This window comes from Acinetobacter sp. 1542444 (assembly GCF_000581835.1).
Lineage (GTDB): Bacteria > Pseudomonadota > Gammaproteobacteria > Pseudomonadales > Moraxellaceae > Acinetobacter > Acinetobacter pittii.
Genome location: NZ_JEYA01000001.1, coordinates 104413 through 124783, shown reverse-complemented (window position 1 = coordinate 124783; position 20371 = coordinate 104413). Strand labels below are relative to the sequence as shown.

Sequence of the window (20371 nt, the reverse complement as noted above, 5' to 3'; positions counted from 1 at the left end):
TTATCCATTTAATTCTTTAGCTATTTGTTCATATAAGTCTTTCGTTACATAATTCATAGCGTCCGTAAAAGACATTTTATTCATTACACAATGGTCGTAGAGCACATTGGTTACCATGGGATGCTCTATAAAATTTTTATGTATAATTTGGCTGTAAAGACCATATGTAACTAAATCTAAATGATTTTGAATACCAAAATCGTAGTAAGCCTCTTTAAGATTTTGATGGATTTCAACTGGATGAATTTTTATTAGATCAACTTGTTCAAATTCATTTAATTGTTGAAATACATTATTAGCAATTTCAATTAAATCCAATTCTATAGATTGCTCAAGGTTCACTTTTGTTAGATTCAAGATTGATTGCGACTCATCGTAAGACTTAAAGCTAAATAGACCTTTTGGATGCAAAAAATGCCATTCTTTAAAGCCATTTAATAAGCCACCTATATATTCTGTTTTAAAAATCTCATCCAAGTAGATCATGACTCTAGGATCATACCAACGGAAAAGAATTTTTTTACCTTGATCAGAAATCACTAATTTAGTTTTTATCTGATCTCGCAATTCCTCAAGTGAGCGTGTCTTCGCCACGCCATACCCATGAACAAAATAGCAATCATTCGTAATATTTTTGTTTCTCGATAGATTTTGCAATAAATCTTCTTTGACTCGCTCAAATACTTTTTTATCATCAATACAAATAAAAAAGAGGTTGGACTTTGCAATTTCTTTTTTATGCGCTAAAGGAATATATGCAATATTTTTGTTTGATAAATTATCTATTACACCGTTAAAAATAGAATCATTCAGTGTAGTATCTAATAAAAAAATGATCTTGCCATATTCATTCAGAATTTGGATGCACTGCTCTTCAACTTTAGAAGTTATATCTTTTAAATCATTATATTGAGTTGTATTAAAAATTGACAAACTCATGATAAATCTACCTTAGCCGAACCATTTTGAGCAGCTTGAGTTTGCTTAGCCGAACAGTCTGGTAAATCTAATGCAGGTGGATTTATTGATGAGCCTCCCATAAACAAGTGCTGCCCAGCCTTCACCTCAAGCTTACCACCCGTGACAGGGAAAATGCCTGAATCATTCAGCTTAACTTGAGATCCGTTTGCTGTCAGATTAATCTCAGTTGGGCTAGTAATAAAGACCGTGTCTTCAGTTGAAGTAATCTGTACACCTTTTCGAGCAATCACATCTAAAGCATCACCTTGCGCCTGAATTTCTACTTTGCCTTGGCCAGCAAAAAGTCGAGCACCCTCCTGAGCAGCAAATAGACTAATCTTTTGGCTCGCATGACTTACTATATTCTTTTGTGTACTAATATTAATACTATCTCCGGCACTTTGAGTGAGCTGACCATTTGCACTGAGGTGTATATCTTCATTACTACTTACAGCAATACTTTTTGGAGATGCCAACAGCATCACTGCTGATTGAAATTCAGCAGCCTTTTTAGGGTCTTCTTGTTTGAGAACTTCTAAGAAAGTCTGAATGTTCTCAAGCATATCCAACGGGTCAGTTTGCTGATTTTTAGCAACTTCGCTGAGTGACTTGGCATTGTTGAGGCCGCCTTCGATTTGGTGCTTGGCCTCAGCTGCCTCTAGGTGTACACCTTGAGCTTGATCCTGTTTGTGGGTACTCATGAGTAAGCCACTACCAGCTCGAACCACACCCCACTGATCTGTTCGTAGCTCAAAACCTTCACCTCGGCCTTCACTTTCCGCCTTGTCTTTTGGATGGCTTAAGTTACCCAAGTTTAGTTGGCTTGCGGCATGGCTGCTTTGCAGCTGGGTACTGATTTGCCCTGTAGTGTCATCAAAACGTAGCTGGTTAAAACCCTTACCATCGACTTCTTCTGAACGAATGCCGCTGAGCTTTTTAGTGTCGGGGAGCTGACCTTTCTGGTCGAACTGGGTTGGATGGCGTTCAGCTTCGTGAATACGCCCAACCACAAATGGACGGTCAATGTTGCCGTCAAAGAAGTCGATGACCACGATCTCGCCCACGCGAGGCAAGAAGCGTGCACCATAACCTGCACCTGCCCATGGGGTGAGTACATCTACCCAAGCGGAGTCGGTGTCGTTGTCATTACTGCCTGCTCCACCGTCATGGCTATGGTCGTCAGTTCGGGTAAACAGGAAGCGGACTTTTATGCGTCCCCACTGGTCAACATGAATACTTTCACCCTCCAATCCAACCACTCTAGCGCGCTGCGGGTAAGCGGCTGGTCGATGTTCAAACGGGTTATACTCAGGAACAGTTTTTATATTTCTACGCGATAAGATGAGCTCATTACCCTGACGCTCGGTTTGATCATTTAACTCGGATTGATCTTTTTGCCATTGGCTTTGGCTAAAAAGTTGATTGATTTGCTGTTGCAAATCTTTAGGCAAATTATTTTGTAAATAGAAGCTTTTACCAATAATCAGAAATTCTTTGTCCGATCCGCTATGCGTATCTATTTCAGGATGTTCATTCAATTCAAACCAATAGCCAACTTGTGTATCACGTACCGTAGTTTGTGCACGGAAATATTTTGATTGAGACGCATAATAATCAGATAGATTATTGTTGAGTTTTTCTAGCTGCTGGTGACCCGATGCGGTGGCTTGATCTTCACCTTTTAAATCTTGCATCCAAGCAGGGCTGACATGCCATGCATGTTCTAGACTTAAACTCGCATTATCCTGATTAGCACTATGACTATGCTTTGACTGAACACTGCCCATGCCTTCTTCTTGACTTAAAGCATCAGCCTGCCAGCGTTGTACATGCACGGCTGTAGATTGCAAGCTTCGAGTTGGCACAAGACTCGTCATACTGTCTTGTTGTTCAACTGCGCTACTGCGGTGATAACGGATATTTCTTCTTCGGTCTAATGCTAAATATGATTCATTATTATCAATTAAACGTAATTTTTGCGGTTGAATTTCATTCGAGCTATCAGCGACCCAAAGCTGAGCTTCATCAACCAACCAGTTAATGCCTTCACTACGCCAAAGTCGAGTTAAAAACTCATAATCCGTTTCGTTACTTTGCATGATAAAAGGTCGAACATCGTAGTCTTGGCTTAGGTTTTTTAAATCCAAAGTTAAGGCAGAAGCAAACAACGGGCTTTTGTTCTGCCACTCAGTAAATAGAATTTCAGTAATGTCCCGTACACTTTTATTCATAAATACACGGCTATTTCGGCGTTTATGCCATAGCGCGGTCGGGTCTTGTAATCCCAACTTATACAATGTTAATGAACCATCACTCTGCCCCTGACTGGCTTCTGTAATAATTCCTGTAGTTCTAAATAATTGCCCCTGATCAGTGACTTGATCGACTGCAACCTGACAACCAATAAATTGTTTTAATGAAATTTGGGCATTGGTAGAAAGACAAAATAAATCGGCAGTCAGTCCTTTATTTAGCTGATGCTGCCCTTCAATACTTTGTAAAAAGACTTGAGTATTCAACGATGGATTAGAAAACTGAACATGAAGCACGCGTTTTTGCGAGCTGATACCCAAATCTTCTAGGATTCTATGTATATGAGATAACATCTTTTTTATGAAAACTTTGTCAGGATTGGCATTATTTTATAAAATACAGAAACATCTGTCTATTTTGTAAAGAAAAACTTAACCATATGAATACAAGAGTGAATGAAGATAATAAACGTAATAAAGATACAAAGTGAATTAAAAACTTACGCTATTAATTCAATTTTAAAATTGTTAATATTTTAGTATTCTAAGAAATTCATTTTTAATTTAAATTTATTAATAATATCCACAATTTTTTGACTTACTACATAGATATAAGGTTTATCCGTATCTCTAGCAATAAAAAAGTTATCTATTGCAAGATCTTTTTTTATGAAGTTATCTTCATCTAATAAATTGTTTTTTCTTTTAATATACATAGCATAAATATGTGCATCTTCATTCCTCGCATAGCACTTGTAGAAATCACATTCATCTTCAAGGATTTCCTTTATTTCATTAAAAAATCTTTTTGAAAACAATAAAATTCCAGAAGATGAATAATAAAAATCAGTTTCTAACATCTCATTTAATCGATCAGAAAAAATATTATCACAATCTAAACTTATTCTAGGATTTTTTAAAAACTTATCACTTAAATCAAATTTAAAATAATCAACAATAATTTCTTGCTTCCCTTTCAAGTCAAAAGAAAAATCTCTATCAATATACTCAGACGGATAAATTGTATAAAAATTCATAAACCCACCTTTAAAAACACCTTATTTTAAAGTAGTACTTCTAAATAAATATATAGAAGTACTACTTATTCTTTGAATAGCACTTGCACTTTAACTGTGGATTTTATAGCCTTACTGGTTGGTGTTCATGTACTAAATTATAGGCCAAACCAACTCATTTATTTCTTCATTACTCAAGTACAAAGAATTAAAGAAATCATCTGGATCACGCCATTTTTCTATATCTAACAAATATTAGTTTTTATATGAGAGAGATATATCTGCTAAATTGGCCACACAAATTTATTCACCTCATCTTCACTCAAAAACATAAAACTAAAATCATCAGAATCTCTCCATTGAGCCAAACTAAGATCAAAAATATTTATACCTTGATATTTATTTTTTTCAATTTCTTCTTTAACAAGCTCACTGATAAAAAAAGTATCTTGAGCAGAATCCACATTATCAATTTTCAATATATCAATATCTAAATTATTTAAAAAATCTGCCTTTTCTAAAACTAAAAAATCATTATCCAATCTATAAGTTGACTTATTTAAATCTAAGACATTTTTAAAATCAAAAATTTGATTAAATCTAAAAATATAATAATTTTTGTTATTTATTCTTTCCAAACTCTCACTCAACACTTCAACCCTTATAAAATCAGAATTAATATATTTTCCAAAAATATTTTTAAAAACTTCATCAACAACATATATATTTTCATTTATATTTCTAATACTTATTTCTATTTTTTTACTTTTTAAGATAAGTACACCTTCGATAGGTAAATCACAGTTTTTGCTAGTTTTATAACTATACCATGGTAAAGATCCACATTCGATATTTTGGCTAGCTTGCTCTTTATTCATATATAGAACAGCATCATCCACAAGTGAAATTGGACAAAGACTACTTTGCGTCGCACTTAAAACAAAATACTTCATATTTATTTAATCCTAACTTAATCTGATTGGCTTTGTACCAGGTGTTATTAAAACAAGTCTCATACTTGACTGTAAATTTGCCACTTTATCTCTAGCTTGAGAAGCGGTTATTTTCTTACTTTCAAATTCTCTCTGTATTTGTCCTAACTTTTGATTAATACCTGCAGAATAAATTGGATGTGATCCACAATGATATAATTGGCGCTTCATTTGTTTTGCCTTAGCTTCACTGTCAGGCATTAAAACGCCATTTTCTGCTTTATCTCTATTTCCGCCAATACCAATATCATCTAAAAAATCTTTGCGCTTGGCCCAAATTTCTTCAGGAATAATATGATGAGCTTGTAAATGATCACCTTTTACTCCTCCTAAGTTTCTGTTTAAGGTGGTACTACATAATCCCTTACTATCTATCCATGTAATCGGGTTCTTAGCATATACATAAACATTATTACCACCCAACAATCCAATTGGATCTTTACTGACAAACCTACCTACATACGGTGAATAATAGCGATAGCGATTGTAATGTAATCCTGTCTCTTCATCAAAATACTGGCCTTGAAAACGGATATTATTTGAAATAATTTCACTGTTTTCGAAGAAATTCGACTTAGCTTTTTCAGCTTTACACTCCCCCCAAGCTTTATATTCGGCTTTCCAAATAATTGCACCTGTATGGTCGGTCATTTCTTGCGGTGTACCTAAGTGGTCACAGTGATAGAACCATACATCATCAAACTCTTTACCCTGTTTTTCAGTTTTCCAAAGCGGGTCACGGTGTATGTTATAAGGTCTATCTGACCAATCTGGAGTTTGGTGGAGTTCTATTGGACTTAAATAAACAGCTTGTAGCATCGGTACAAAACTGTCTTTTTCATAGATGTAATGCTTAGTCAGCTCCTCTGTGGACTCATAAGCAAGCGTATCGCCATCCCACCCATAAATGATGTTATGTTCTTGACCTGTATGGTGATGTTTACTCCACTTTTGAATACGTCGGCCTAAAGCATCATAGCGATATTCTGCCGTGTAGTGACTATTACGGCTCTTTATCATACGGCCATAGACATCCCACTCAAGGTTTAAATCACCTTGGCTCGTTTTCTGTCTTACGAGTTGTCCATAAACATCATATTGGTATTGTTGGTCTAAATATTCTTTAACTATGTTATTAACTAAATGGTTATAACCATAGTCTTTTTCTTCCACACTTTGTGAATGGCTTTGAGCCTTCTGACTATGATACGAATCTATAATATTACTGGCAGGGTCAAAGTTAAACGTTTCTTTTCCAAGTTTACTGCTCGCTTCAAGTAAACGCCCTACAGGATCGTACTTATAGGCAATATTGCCACGGCGTGTATCTCTAATAGCCGTTAGCTCACCTGTTTTATCATATTGGTAAAGTCGCTGTACCAGTTGACTGGTCTGTTCTAATGCATTGTTGTGCGGCTTATATTGGTTTTGATAGCCATTTTCATGTTCACTTAACATCATTTGGCTTTTCAAACGACCTGCCAAGTCATATTGCTGTTCTTGACTCAATCCGTTGGCATAGTGGCGTGCAATTTCTCGGTGTAAGTCATCACGCTCAAAGCTAACAAGGTCTTGACCATTTACGATTAAACTTTGTACATGACCGCTACCATAGGTCAACCAGTCAATAATCTGCCCATCTGGACGAGTCGTTTTGATTCGATCATTAATTTCGTCATATTGGTGTTTCCACACCGCGGTTTTATTGATTTTATAATCTTGCTGGTGTTCCCGTACTAAATTGCCAGCCGCATCATAAAACCATTGTAAATTGCTTTGAGTATTTTTAGCTTGAATGATTCGCCCCATATAATCATAGGCAAATTCTTCAGACTGCTTTTCTTCCAGTTCTAAACCATAGTGACCATAGCCCGCAGTACGCTGTTCTAAACGCCCCATACTGTCAAAAATAAATTGTTGAATTCGGTCTTTCGGTGCAGCCCGGTCTTTGAGGTCTTGTCCATAAGCAGATGCAACTTCAATACTGGTTGTAAGTTGGCCCGAGTTTTCATCATAGTGGTATACCGTTTCCTTACCATCAAAGTCGATTTCTTTAATTAAACGCCCACCAAGGTCATAAAAAAATTGATAACTTGCACCATTTTCATTAATGAGTCGGGTTAGACGTCCCAATCGATCCCATTTATATTTTAATTTGTGGTTTAAAGCATCTGTACGAGACAGAATTAAACCCGCCTCATCATATTCATAGCGAGTGATGTTCTGTTTAGGATCTATATGTGCCAGTAAACGCCCTTCAGCATCATGAATGAAGTGTTCTTCTGTGCCATCAGCATGTTTGATCTTTTCAAGTTGACCAAAAGCATTCAGAGGTAAACCCTTTATAATTGGTTCTCGATTTTCTAAGGTAAGTTCAGTATAAAAATACTCAACTTTTTGCTTTAATGCATTTTCAATGCTGATTACACGACCACGCTCATCATATTGCCATTTGGTCTCTTTACCTGAACAATCTGTATAACTGATTAAATTCCCTTGATCATCATATTTGAGTGACTTACTTCCACCTTTAGCATCTGTAATGGAAGTTACTAAGCCCATAGCATTGTATGCATAAGCCGTTTCATGCTTAAGTGGATCAATTTCTTTGATTAGATTACCAGAACCATCATATTGCTTAAACCAACGTCCCTGTTCGGCATCAACCATACCAGTGAGTTGATTTTTTTCATCGTATTCAAAATAACTTGTCGCACCATCATCTTGAGTTGTTGTCAAGACATTACCGCGCTCATCATAAGTATAAGAAGTTTTCGAACCATCTCTAGCAATATGGAGCGTTATATTTTTCGCATCATCTCGAAAGAACCACTCTTCGAAATTATCAGGATAAACAATACGGTAGGTATAGCCATCTATATCATAGTAATGTTCAGTGCTATTCCCTTCAACATCTAACACTGTCGTTTTTCGGATATCTTTATCCCACTCAAGTTTCGAAGCGCGACTAGCGTTATCTGCCCACTCTTCAATCGCTTTTGAAGTAGGTAAAATACCATCCCATTTTAAGTTCATGCCACGATGAGTAAGATCTGTATAACGTGTAATTAAATGATGGGTATATTGATAATAATAAGAAGCTGCAAATTCATTTGTTGCCTGAATCAAGTCACCTTGTTGATCATAATCATAACTTGCCAACACACGATCTAATTGGCCATTTTTGATTATCCAAATATCGGAAACCAGACCTTGTGGATTTAATTGCAAAGCTAAATGAGCCAGCAAATTATCGTCCTGTTTAAATAAAATGTCCGATAAAATTGTTTTATTATCGATAGAAACATGGTCATAACGTAAAGCGACTTTGAAACCATTTTTACGCTCTATATAGGATAGACGATAGTCCTCGCCGTACTTTTCATAATAGCGTTTCTCGTCTTCACCGTAGGCAATTAAATGAAGCTGATCTGATAAAACTGTATAAGTGTATTGCTCAATAGGATCATAAATACTTTGACCCTTCTTTAGGTCAGGCAGATTGATAGCTCGGCCATCTAAACGAATGTATTCAAGCCCGTTTAAATAGTCTTTGTGGTCTTTTTTCTTTGGACTATATTTAAATTTACGAGAAATTTTTGTAGTAAATGGAGTAACCCAACGTGCTCCAAATATAGAGTCATCCATCTGGTAAAGGTTTGAAACATAAGTACGGCCAATACTGTCCTGAATTACTCCGCCAAGTTGTGCATCGACATGGGTAAAAAACTCTGTACCCATTGCAAAGGTAATTGAGTCATCTGTACCACCCATACAGTTTTTACACTGATTGGCATTGTTCTTTGCATGAGCTTGTGTATTTGATTTATCAGTCGCAGTTGATGAATGAGTTGCATTAGCTTTGGTCGTTTCTTTGGCCTTAATTTGGGCTCTCTTTTGCCGATGTTTTGCTGCAACCATTCCCATAATGCTAAATAGCCAACCAATAGTCCATAAAGTATTAGGATCACTTAAACCATTTACTTTTCCTTGAGCAACTTGTCCTATAGATCTTATTTTTGCGCCTAAAGCTAAAACTTTAACTCGTGCTTCATCAGAGACTACTAAGTTGGCTAGGTTGACATACCCTTTACCCACAGTCTTTGTAACGTTTTCGGCAGCATATTTTGCATTATTGACTATACGAGTTCCATCAAGTTCAAATATTCCTTTTATAACTCCTAAAGACTGCTGGCCCGCTCGCTTGAGGTTTGGAAGTCCATTTAAAGAGCCGCTTACTAATTTCTTAAAGCCGTCATCAATAGTTTTTGTTAATAAGACAATCCAGTTACCAACTTCTTTTAGTACCTGATTAAGTAAACTCTGTCCCTTCTTAGCAAAGTTTTCTAAAGTACCCGCTACTTTTTCAGCAATAATAGTCGTTAAAAATACACTTGCGCTGTCTTTAAACCCTGTACTTAAAGCTTTTTTCACTTCCTGAGAAGTTAATGTTTTTTTTCCTAATTTCTTTGCTTGTGCTTTTATAATTTTTTCGGATTCATTCTTTACATAAAATAATGCTGGCCGGGCTGCACCACGCACCGAAGGTCCAACCGGTCCCATTGGGACCAATCCAATGACATCAATTCCCAAATTCAACCAATCAAAGATCTCAACTTTATCAATACCTTTATTAATCATACTTATAATATCAATAATGATATCACCAACAGCAAAGGCACTACCTAAAACAGGTACACTTCTACAAATTGTCTCTAGTCGGTCAACAGTAATAATATTATTCGTATATTCTCTAAACCATTTATCAACTTCTGATTTTTTTGCAGTTAAATCTTCGGGACTAAAAGTATTTAAAGGAGCAACGACTGAATTTTGTGACATGTTCTTCTCAAATTATACAAACGTTTCAAAAGGTGATTGGATTTTTGTTATTGCTGTTTTGTCAGAGCTTGCTTGAGTCAACATTCGGAGTGGATTACTCTGCTGACTTGAAGGCATAAAGCTATTTTGACTAACAAATGATTGACTTAACTTAGATCCATCACTCCCCCCTAAAACCTGTTCAATCGCCATTGGTAGTAATGCTTGAGCACCTTGATCTTTAATTTTTTTAACCGATTCAATCTTCTGCTGTACAGATTTCACATTGTCTGCAAGTTGACTCAACTTTTTAAAGTCATTTTTCAATGTTTCGGTTAACCCTTTATTGCCAGATGCAATACCAACGCTTCCTTCTGCATCATTTTGATTTGGCCACTCTACCTTGCGTTTAAAATCACTTGCCTCATCCCAAGGATTACGAGGATCTGGATCAAATAGAACCTTCACTGAACCCGTTGCCAAACCAGAAACACGAGCAAATCCTTTATCGTCTAGCTTTCCATTAACGACTTTGCCCAAATTATCAGTTACGGTATAACCAGCCCCTTTAACAAATGCTCCATGTGAATAGTCATGCAAAAGCTCAAGTACACCTTGCCCACGTTTTGGTGGAGGCGGTAGTGAAGAACTAAAATTCGCACTTCCTCCCCCCATAAACAAATGCTGCCCAGCTTTTACCTCAAACTTGCCACCAGTGACAGGGAAAATTCCCGAGCCATTAATCTTGATTTGAGAGCCACCCGCCGTGATAACGATTTCTTTAGAAGCACTAATTTCAATTTTGTCTTCTGTTGAAATAATCTGAACAGCTTTACGGGCAATTAAATCTGCTCCATCACCTTGTGCTTGTATCTCGACCTTACCTTTGCCTGCATAAAGTCTTGCACCTTCTTGAGCTGCAAAAAGGCTAATTTTATTTTGGGCATGTGCAATCAGGTTCTTTTGAGTGGTCAGGTTAATGCTATCACCAGCAGTTTGACTTAACTGAGCATCTGCACTGAGGTGAATGTCTTCATTACTGGCTAGAGCAATACTGTTAGGTGCGGTTAATATCATCAAGGCTTGCTTAAAAGCGGCAGCTTTATCTTGATCTTTTTCTTCAATTTGTTCTATAAACGTTTTTAAGTTCTCAAGAACTTCCAATGGATCAGTTTGCTGATTTTTAGCAACTTCACTGAGTGCCTTGGCATTGTTGAGGCCACCTTCGATTTGTTGTTTAGCCTCATTTGCATCTAGGTGTACACCTTGAGCTTGGTCTTGTTTATGGGTACTAACGAGTAAGCCACTGCCAGCTCTTACCGCCCCCCACTGGTCTGTTCGTAGCTCAAAACCTTCACCTCGGCCTTCACTTTCAGCCTTGTCTTTTGGATGGCTTAAGTTACCGAGGTTTAGTTGGCTGGCCGCATGACTACTTTGTAGCTGGGCACTGATCTGGCCTGTCGTGTCATCAAAACGGAGTTGGTTAAAGCCCTTACCGTCGAATTCTTCTGAGCGGATGCCGCTGAGTTTTTTAGTATCAGGTAATTGACCTTTCTGGTCGAACTGCGTTGGGTGGCATTCAGCTTCGTGAATGCGCCCGACTACAAATGGACGATCAATGTCGCCGTCAAAAAAGTCAATGACAACAATCTCACCAACACGTGGCAAGAAGCGTGCGCCATAACCTGCACCTGCCCACGGAGTCAGCACATCGACCCAAGCCGAGTCAGTGTCATTGTCGTTACTTCCCGCTCCACCGTCATGGCTATGGTCGTCAGTTCTGGTAAACAGGAAGCGGACCTTAATACGTCCCCACTGGTCGACATGAATGCTTTCTCCTTCCAGCCCCACCACTCTAGCGCGCTGCGGGTGAGCTGCTGGTCGGTGCTCTAGTGGGTTATATTCAGGCACAGCTTTAATGTTGCGACGAACGACATTCAGTTCAGCAAAGTGGCGTTGCTCAGGATTTTGGCTGTCGAGTTCGGCTGCCTTGAGCTTGTCTTTTGGCAACAGACGCTCAAGTTGCTGCTGTAATTCTTTCGGTAAATTATTCTGGTTATAGTAGTGCTTGCTTAAGATTAAAAACTCTTTGTCGACACTGTCATGTTGGTCGAGTTCTGGATGGTCATTCAGCTCAAACCAGTAACCTACCTGTGCATCACGGACGTTACCTGAAACGGTAAATTGTTTAGAGCTCAGGTGATGATAAGCATTTATGTGCTGGTTAAGCTGTTCAATCTGGCTATTGCCTGAAGCTGTGGCTTGATCTTCGCCTTTTGGGTCCTGCATCCACGCTGGGCTAACGTGCCATGCATCTTCAAGATTCAGGCTAGCATTATCATAGTTTTCGCTGTGCTTTTGCGTGCCTTGTACGCTGCCACTGCCTTCTTCTTGTTGTAGGGCATCGGCTTGCCAGCGTTGCACATGAACCGAAGTCGGTTGTAAGCGGCGCTCTGCCTTGACTTGGGTAATGGTATCGAACTGTTCTGTCGCACTGCTGCGTTGGTAACGTAGGCTACGGCGCTCAAGCGCCTGATAGTTTTGGTTATCATCAATTAAACGTAACACTTGTGGCTGAATGGAAGCCTTCGGGTCAGCGACAAAAAGCTGTGATTCATCGATTAACCAGTTAATGCCTTCACTACGCCACAAACGGGTTAAAAAGTCATAATCGCTTTCGTTTGACTGCATCACAAACGGACGCACATCATAATCTTTGGTTAAGCCTGCTGTATCAAAGGTTAAGCTTGAGGCAAATAACGGACTTTTGCCTTGCCATTCTTTAAACAGAATTTCGCTAATATCGCGCACGCTTTTATTCATAAACACGCGGCTATTGCGGCGTTTATGCCAGAGTGCAGTTGGGTCTTTTAAGGTAAGGTTATAAATGGTGAGTGAGCCGTCACTTTGCCCTTGGCTCGCTTCGGTAATAATGCCTGTAGTTCTAAAAAACTGGCCTGTGTCCGTCACCTGATCGACAGCAACCTGACAGCCAATAAATTGTTTTAATGCAATATGCGCGTTTGTCGACAGACACAGTAACTCAGCAACGCTACCTTGGTTGAGGGTATGTTCGCCCTCAATGCGTTGCAAGAAGACTTGATTGTTTAATGATGCGTTGGAAAATTGCACATGAAGAACGCGGTTCTGTGCGACCAACCCTAAACTATTTAAAATTTGAAATATTTTATGGGACATCATTATTATAAAAACTGAGTCATAATCATCGATATTTTATAAAAAACAGACAGAATTGTCTATTTATATAAAATAGCTTATCTTCCCTTAACTTACATACTTTTTAGTTTATCTAAAACAAAGGTAAGGTTTTAAAGGAGAAAACCCATGTCTAAACAAATGGATCAAGCCATTCAAAGTGTCATTGACCTACATGTTTTAATAGAAAATGTATTTACAGGAAAAAATGCAGAACAAAGCCTGAGCCCACTTTTAGATAACTTTGATCAAAATTTTAAGATGGTTACGGTTCAAGGTCAGAGTATTGGTTTAGCCGAAGTTAAAAGCTTATTTAGTCAAAATATGGGAAAGAAACCCTCTTTAAAAATCGACATTATTAAGAGTACAGCTTTATACGAATTTGAAAATTATTGTTGGGTGCAATATCAGGAACATCAGCAAACTGATGAAACCGAGACAGTACGTACCTCTACGGCCTGCATTAGAGTAGAAGATAAAAAATGTTCTTGGGTGTATTTACATGAAACTTTAGTTCCCTCGTCTTAAGTCATCTAGAGCACCTTAAAGATGGCACTTATTTTGCTTAACAATATTACGTTTTATGAAAATCGTAATACTGATCAAAATGGGGAGCTCTCGATATGGGTTATGTTGCAAAGGAATTTACGCGAAAGAACAAGCTGATTCTCAGTATTTGTTCTTTCGTTATTCCAATATGTCTTTGGTGCGCAATCAGTTACTTACCTTTTGTTTGGCATCCTCAAGTACAAATCACGAGTTCGGGAAGTGTTGCTTACTTACAAGTAGGAAGTCGCATTGATAAAAATGTGTTCTATCTCGAAGCACAAAATGCAGTCAATCGAAATTCTGCACCACCACAAGGTATTTTGGTCAATCCGATTTATTTACCCGCTCCCCATGAAGTCGCTAGGGCTTTGGTCACCGCATTTACCACGCCACCTGAACAACCTGATTCGCCGTGGTTTCATCAAAGTTTATGGCACAGTATTAAACTGGTATTTTCAGCTTTTTTTATCTCTTCATTGATTGGAATTCCACTGGGTATTTTGTGTGGTTTTTCTAAGCGGATATCCCTGTTAACAGAACCGTTTGTTGAGTTTTTCCGTTACTTACCCGCTCCCGCCTTTGGTGCACTTGCAGTAGCAATTTTAGGGATTAATGATGCGCCTAAAATTGCCATTATTGTGATTGGTACACTTTTTCAGCAAATTCTCATTATTGCCAATACCACACGAATGGTAGATCGAAGCTTAATTGAAGCTGGCTATACGCTTGGTACCAATAAGCTCAAAAGTTTATTTCATGTGGTGATTCCTGCGGCCTTACCTGATATTTACCGTGATTTACGCGTGCTATTAGGTTGGGCATGGACCTATTTAATTGTTTCGGAGTTGATTGGTACGACCTCGGGTATTACATGGTTTATTACCCAACAGGCGCGCTATCAAAACTTTGACAATGTCTATGCAGCTATTTTGATTATTGGGGTGATTGGCCTGATCTGTGATTGGCTATTAATGAAGTTAGGTGAGCGGATGTTCACTTGGAAAGTAGGAGCAAAATAATGAACGATTCAACATTTAACGTGCATGAATACTTTCAAAAAATTTATGAACGTCCTGTTATTTTAGAAGCTAAACAACTGAGCCAAGTGTTTAAGCATGGTCACAGCGAACGCACTGTGTTAAATAAACTCGATTTAAAAATTCATAAAAGAGAATTTATTTGTGTAATTGGTCCTTCGGGCTGCGGCAAATCGACACTAAGCCGTGTTATCGCAGGTTTAGACCCGTACCATAGTGGAGAAGTTTTAGTAGACGGCGAATGCATTACGGGTCCATGCCCTGAACGCGGCATGGTGTTTCAGGGCTATACCCTTTTTCCGTGGAAAACTGTAAAAGAAAACGTAATGTTTGGTCCGCAAATGCGCGGCGCTAGTCAAATGACAGCCGAAGCTCAAGCACGCGAATGGATCAATATTATTGGTTTAGAAAAATATGAAAATCAGTATCCACACCAACTTTCTGGTGGCATGAAACAGCGCGTTGCGATTGCTAGAGCTTTAGTTAATCAACCTAAAATTTTACTTATGGATGAACCTTTTGGTGCGCTCGACCCACATACTCGCCAAAAAATGCAAAAGCACTTAATGGATTTATGGCAAAACATTGATATCACGATTATTTTTGTGACCCATGACATGGATGAAGCCATTTTACTGGCAGACCGAATTGTGGCACTCAAAGCCAATCCCGGTGAAATTAAGGAAATTATTGAAGTTAATTTGCCGCGTCCACGCTCACTCGACTTAATGAGTACCCCTGAGTTTAAACAGCTCCGTTTACGGGTAGATTATTTAGTTCACGCTGAAGAAGATGAGCTTGACCCAGCTTTACAAGACTTACCAAAAATTCCGCGTATGACTCAGGTCAGTACAGAAAAATAAGAAACACATTAAAAAGCCCAAGTTCATCTTGGGCTTTTTTATTTACTAGGCTTATTTGAGCTGTTCTATGAGTGCTGGATAAATCAGCCCATCTACATTTTGTTCGGTTTTATAAATCCCGTTTTCAACGTTAAATTTATTAACGTGATAGGTCGAGCCATAAATCGAGCCGAAACCATCTGATTTAGCAAATACCTTTTTATTGGCATTGATATCTAATAGATGTGTACCACTGACCATTAATTCATATTGTTTTGGGTCGACCCCTGAACGGTTTGCCATGATTTTAACTGCATCGGCATGAGTTGCAGGGTCATTAATATATTTAACTGTTTTGTCCCACACCTGAATGATTTTTTTCCATTCTTCTTGATGAGCTGTTAAATGGCTCATGTTGACGGTCAGTGTGTCATAAATTAAACCCGGCTTGTCTTTAGAGGTATAGATAATTTTAGAACCAGCTACGGCTTTTAATGCCTGACCCGCAACAGGTTGCCAAACAGCAATCGCGGAAATATCTGGGCTATTAAACACTTGAGGTAATTGGTTCGTCGCTGAATTTACCAGCTTCACCTCATTCGCTTTAATGTTATGATCGGACAAAGCAGTTGCCAATAAAAGATGGTCAACCAAGCCTTTTTCGACACCGATTGATTTTTCTTTTAAGTCTTGAATGGTATTAATGCCTTCTTTTGCAATAATGACATCATTGCCCGCGGAATAATCCGTTGCCATGATCATCATGCCTTGCGTACCACCCGAAGCTGTTACCAAGTTATCGCCATTGGTGACCAACACAGCGTCGAGCTGATTTGCCGAAAAAGCCGAAAGCGATGCGGAATAATCAAACCATTTAAACTCTACATTTAGCCCTGCTTCTTTTAACCAGCCTTTTTCAATAGCCACTTGCCAAGCCACCCAGCCCGGCCAATCGCTATAGCCAATAGTGATTGGTTTTGTATTTGTGGATGCCTGAGCGTCTTGTTTAGCCTCAGGCACTTTAGCTGTATTGTCACACCCACCCAATACAACTGCCGATAAAATAGATACGGATAACAACGCTTTTTTAATCATATAGAAACTTCCCCAACATTTTTACTAACAACACTTTGAGCGGTTTGATTGAGTGACTGTATATAAGCTCGCCAGCCTCCAAAATGGCTAATATCGGTTGCATCATGAATGGCGTAAGCTTCGCAAATAAAGCCTTTGACCCATGTTCCATCTTTTAGTTTCAAGTTCCCAATACCAAGTGGTGCAGGTACTTCAGCCACAATGGCTCCAAAATTTGCTAAAGGAACATCCCACACTTCCACTTCAATTGATGTCCCTGCTGCATCACATTGCAGCCCCGGCTTTGGCGGCGTGGTATTTTTTAAGGCAAAGAGCTTATAAGTCTCTGCGGTCTGGGTTTTCTTAAGCAAAGTTGCATTGCGGCTAGTCAGCTGAAAATTAAGGGGCATGCCTGTTAAATGCGCTCCTACCACCGCAAGCTGTACTGAATGATTCGATTGGATCTCTATACTTTGTTGATAATGTTGAGTTGATTTACCTAAATTCAGCGATGTTTCGGCTTGCCAAAGCTGCGCAAAATTGGCCAGTGCCTGATCGTGCCAAGCTGGTGCAATAAAGGTTACGCCGTTTGGTAGGCCGTCTTCACGGAGTACATTTGGTAAAGCTAAAGCCGAAAGATCGGCAAAATTGACAAAGTTGGTATAGGCCCCCATGTGCGCATTTTTAGTCAATGGGTCGGCTTCAACTTCGGCAATGGTGTAAATGGTTGGTGCTGTCGGAACCATCAATCCATCAAAAGGTTGTAATGCCAAATTAATTTTTCGAGCCAAAACGGCACGGTTATATTCGGCTTGAAGCGCATCTGTTGCCTTGAATTTATCTGCCTGCGCAATAATTTGAGCAATAACAGGATGAGCCTTTTCACGTGTTGTCATGCGTTCAACGGCGACTGTTCTTTCTGCCACCCAAGCATCGTTATACAGTGCGGCAGCAAGCTCATTAAACGCGCTGAAATCAATACTCTCAACTTCATAGCCCAGTTTTTTAACGCGCTCAATTGCCACCAAAAAGGCTTTTTCAGATGCAAGATCACCATAAAACTCAAGCTGTGCAGGAATGGCAATTTTTTGTTTAGAAAATTGAGTTGGTACATTGGCTGGATGTACTCGTGAATATTCATCCGTTTCATCGTAGCCCTGCATTAAATTGGCAACTGTCCAAGCATCATCAATATGCAGCGCAAAAATAGAAATGACATCAATGGTGCGACATGCAGGAATTAAACCTGTGGTAGAAAACCAGCCCTTTGTCGGCTTAAGACCCACAATATTGTTATGGCCCGCAGGAACACGACCTGAACCCGCCGTATCAGTCCCCAAACTAAAAGGCACAATGCCGTTGGCAACCACCACTGAAGAACCAGAGCTTGACCCACCGCTAATATATTCAGGGTTAAAACTATTTTTTACTGCACCGTATGGAGAGCGAACACCAACCAGCCCCGTTGCAAACTGATCGAGGTTGGTTTTTCCAACCACAATCGCCCCTGCTTTTTTTAGCTTGGCAACTACGGCAGCGTCTTGCTTAGCTAAATATTGAATCTCTTTACAGGCAGCAGTCGTGTGAAAGCCAGCGACATCAATGTTGTCTTTAACTGCAAATGGCACACCATATAAAGGTAAGTCAGCAATATTCTGGTCTTTTAAAATATCAATTTGCGATTGAATCTGCTCGTTCGATGCAATTTCAATCCACGCACTATCATCATTTTTAATTTCTGCAACATAGCCAATCAGATCTGCAAGATAGATTTGCCCGTTTTGATATGCTGTTTTCCAGTCTTGAATTGTCCATAAATTTTTCAACACGCTACTCCTCATTTAGTCATTTTGCTGTATAGGCGGCATGACGGCATCCATCAGTTCTAAATGCCCTTTAATCACTCCTTTCAACACAATAAATTGCTGGCTAATTTGTCTAAGCTCAGAACTTGCGCCCTGCATTAACATGACTTGCAATATCTTTTGTTGGTCGAGCTGGATATGAAGTGAACTAATCACCTGTGCTAAAAACTGTTGTTGTAAATCGACCAATTGATTACGCAAGGTCATTTGGCTAGCGTCATAAAGCAGCGTCAACGTGCCTACCATGACTTCATTGGCCTGTGCTTGCTCTGCAATCAGGTGTTTATTAATCATGTCGACTATGGCTTTCGAGCGACTTTCATAGTTCTGCTCGACAATTTTTTGATCGAGTGCGTTAAGTGTCGTTTCAGGCACGGTAATACTGATTCGAGCAAGCTTTTGTTTTGCCACAGTCTTATCCTTTTGTTTTAGGCAGCTGATTGTTTTGCTTGATATATACGCCTGCGCGTACGCTGAGCAATTCGACTAAAAAGGCTTTTAAAGTTGGCTTTGGTTGAACCACAGGTTTTACATCGTTCATATCGCACCTCTAGCTTGGTATTACCAAATTCAGTTTTTGTATTACTGATATGAGATGCAGAAAATGTGCCAGTTTTTAAACATGGTTTTGATAGGCTTGACAGAAATTTATGAGTGATTTTTGGGCAAAAAAAAGCCCCATGCACAGGGATAGGGCTAATATTTATATTTTTAAAAAGTTAATTTTTCATCTTATGACTGATTAATCATTGTATGCGCCCATACTGATAAAGACTCTAAAACAGGCTTAAAAGACTGGCCTAATTCGGTCATTTCATAAACCACTTTAATCGGTGCTTTTTCACCATAAACGGTTCGAGATATTAAGCCACTTTGCTCTAATTGTTTAAGTTGAAGGCTTAAGGTCATTTCTGTGATGGTTGGCATTAATTGATTGATTTCATTAAAACGTTTTGGCCCATCTTTTAGATAATACAAAATAACGCCTTTCCATTTTCCACCCACCAAATCCATAGCCATACTGATATGACATGGATAGGTTTTTCCATTCATGGTGATTTCACATTTATTTCCAGTATTTGCCATTTTTAAACGCCACCTATCAACTTTGATAGTTATTGTACACCCATACTATAAAAATTATAGTGACTATGATTTTTATAGCTACAAGGCATTATTATGGCTTTACTTATTTTGGCCCATCCCTACTACGCTCAATCAATTGCAAATAAAACGATAGTGAATGAACTTATAAAAACCTATCCGGACCTTGAAGTCCGAGATATTTTTCAGCTTTATCCAGACTACCAAATTGACGTGAGTGCTGAACAAGAAGCGTTGCTACGCCATGACACCATCATTCTGCAATATCCAATGTTCTGGTTTAATATGCCGGCAATTTTGAAGTTATGGTTTGATGAAGTTTTTACTTATCAGTTTGCTTATGGCTCTCAAGGCGATAAATTAAAAGATAAAAAAGTCATTATTAGTATGACAGTCGGGCAAAAAGAAGCCGATATGGTGAATGACCGAGAAAACTTAGCGGATAGTTTTTTAAAAGCGGTTCAATATTCAATTCAATATACACAAATGCAGTTAAGCGCCACTTACTTGCTTTATGACGTTTCGCCTTTATCAGGTAACCCAGAGTCGAAAATTAAATTAGAAGCTGTTGAACATAGTCATAAAGTATTAAAGCATTTGACCGAAGCATAATAAAAAAAGAGAGCATCAATATCGATGCTCT

15 protein-coding genes and 1 pseudogene are annotated in these 20371 nt (G+C 38.7%); 5 read left to right on the top strand and 11 right to left on the bottom strand.

What is annotated here, in order from left to right:
• The 4 genes and pseudogenes from J580_RS05085 to J580_RS23965 all read right to left on the bottom strand — a co-directional run bounded on the left by J580_RS05085 (position 1) and on the right by J580_RS23965 (position 4770).
• Positions 1 to 939: a hypothetical protein gene (locus J580_RS05085; RefSeq protein ID WP_032003309.1), complete on the bottom strand. Its 939-nt coding sequence runs from the start codon at positions 937 to 939 to the stop codon at positions 1 to 3.
• Positions 936 to 3566, bottom strand: coding sequence for a type VI secretion system Vgr family protein (locus tag J580_RS05080; RefSeq protein ID WP_032003307.1), 2631 nt, complete (start codon positions 3564 to 3566; stop codon positions 936 to 938). Before J580_RS05080 ends, J580_RS05085 begins: the two co-directional genes overlap by 4 nt.
• 344 nt (positions 3567 to 3910) lie before the next feature.
• Positions 3911 to 4249, bottom strand: a pseudogene (locus J580_RS05075) (hypothetical protein); the annotation flags it as partial.
• 263 nt (positions 4250 to 4512) lie between these two features.
• Entirely contained in the window at positions 4513 to 4770 is a 258-nt protein-coding gene (locus J580_RS23965) for a hypothetical protein (RefSeq protein ID WP_416202034.1), read from the bottom strand.
• Between the two features lie 48 nt (positions 4771 to 4818).
• Here J580_RS23965 and J580_RS23960 point away from each other — a divergent pair, with 48 nt between their 5' ends.
• Entirely contained in the window at positions 4819 to 5001 is a 183-nt protein-coding gene (locus J580_RS23960; RefSeq protein ID WP_371320372.1) for a hypothetical protein, read from the top strand.
• A gap of 192 nt (positions 5002 to 5193) precedes the next feature.
• Here the strand turns inward: J580_RS23960 and J580_RS05065 are convergent, their stop codons facing one another.
• A complete protein-coding gene (locus tag J580_RS05065; RefSeq protein WP_032003301.1) occupies positions 5194 to 10062 on the bottom strand; it encodes an RHS repeat-associated core domain-containing protein in 4869 nt (1622 codons plus the stop codon).
• Between the two features lie 12 nt (positions 10063 to 10074).
• Positions 10075 to 13242, bottom strand: a complete 3168-nt coding sequence (locus tag J580_RS05060; RefSeq protein ID WP_032003300.1) for a type VI secretion system Vgr family protein — start codon at positions 13240 to 13242, stop codon at positions 10075 to 10077.
• Between the two features lie 144 nt (positions 13243 to 13386).
• Between J580_RS05060 and J580_RS05055 the strand changes: the two genes are divergently transcribed.
• The 3 genes from J580_RS05055 (at position 13387) to J580_RS05045 (ending at position 15706) form a co-directional block, all read left to right on the top strand.
• Positions 13387 to 13785 (top strand): hypothetical protein, encoded by a 399-nt coding sequence (locus tag J580_RS05055; protein ID WP_032003299.1) that lies wholly within the window; start codon positions 13387 to 13389, stop codon positions 13783 to 13785.
• Positions 13786 to 13880: 95 nt separating this feature from the next.
• Positions 13881 to 14825 (top strand): ABC transporter permease, encoded by a 945-nt coding sequence (locus J580_RS05050; RefSeq protein ID WP_032003298.1) that lies wholly within the window; start codon positions 13881 to 13883, stop codon positions 14823 to 14825.
• Entirely contained in the window at positions 14825 to 15706 is an 882-nt protein-coding gene (locus tag J580_RS05045; protein ID WP_032003297.1) for an ABC transporter ATP-binding protein, read from the top strand. Before J580_RS05050 ends, J580_RS05045 begins: the two co-directional genes overlap by 1 nt.
• A 51-nt stretch (positions 15707 to 15757) precedes the next feature.
• On the opposite strand, the gene J580_RS05040 is transcribed toward J580_RS05045, so the two are convergent.
• The 5 genes from J580_RS05040 to J580_RS05020 all read right to left on the bottom strand — a co-directional run bounded on the left by J580_RS05040 (position 15758) and on the right by J580_RS05020 (position 19710).
• Entirely contained in the window at positions 15758 to 16780 is a 1023-nt protein-coding gene (locus J580_RS05040; protein WP_032003296.1) for an ABC transporter substrate-binding protein, read from the bottom strand.
• On the bottom strand, positions 16777 to 18588 hold the full coding sequence (atzF, locus tag J580_RS05035; RefSeq protein ID WP_032003295.1) for an allophanate hydrolase: 1812 nt from the start codon (positions 18586 to 18588) through the stop codon (positions 16777 to 16779). Before atzF ends, J580_RS05040 begins: the two co-directional genes overlap by 4 nt.
• A 12-nt stretch (positions 18589 to 18600) precedes the next feature.
• Complete coding sequence (locus J580_RS05030) at positions 18601 to 19035, bottom strand: CopG family ribbon-helix-helix protein (protein WP_031966497.1); 435 nt, start codon at positions 19033 to 19035, stop codon at positions 18601 to 18603.
• 4 nt (positions 19036 to 19039) lie between these two features.
• Positions 19040 to 19165, bottom strand: coding sequence for a hypothetical protein (locus tag J580_RS22850; RefSeq protein WP_004702496.1), 126 nt, complete (start codon positions 19163 to 19165; stop codon positions 19040 to 19042).
• A gap of 191 nt (positions 19166 to 19356) precedes the next feature.
• Positions 19357 to 19710 carry a winged helix-turn-helix transcriptional regulator gene (locus tag J580_RS05020; RefSeq protein ID WP_032003294.1) on the bottom strand — a complete coding sequence of 118 codons (354 nt, stop codon included), beginning with the start codon at positions 19708 to 19710 and terminating at the stop codon, positions 19357 to 19359.
• A gap of 93 nt (positions 19711 to 19803) precedes the next feature.
• Between J580_RS05020 and J580_RS05015 the strand changes: the two genes are divergently transcribed.
• Positions 19804 to 20340 (top strand): NAD(P)H-dependent oxidoreductase, encoded by a 537-nt coding sequence (locus tag J580_RS05015; protein ID WP_032003293.1) that lies wholly within the window; start codon positions 19804 to 19806, stop codon positions 20338 to 20340.
• Positions 20341 to 20371 lie beyond the last annotated feature (31 nt).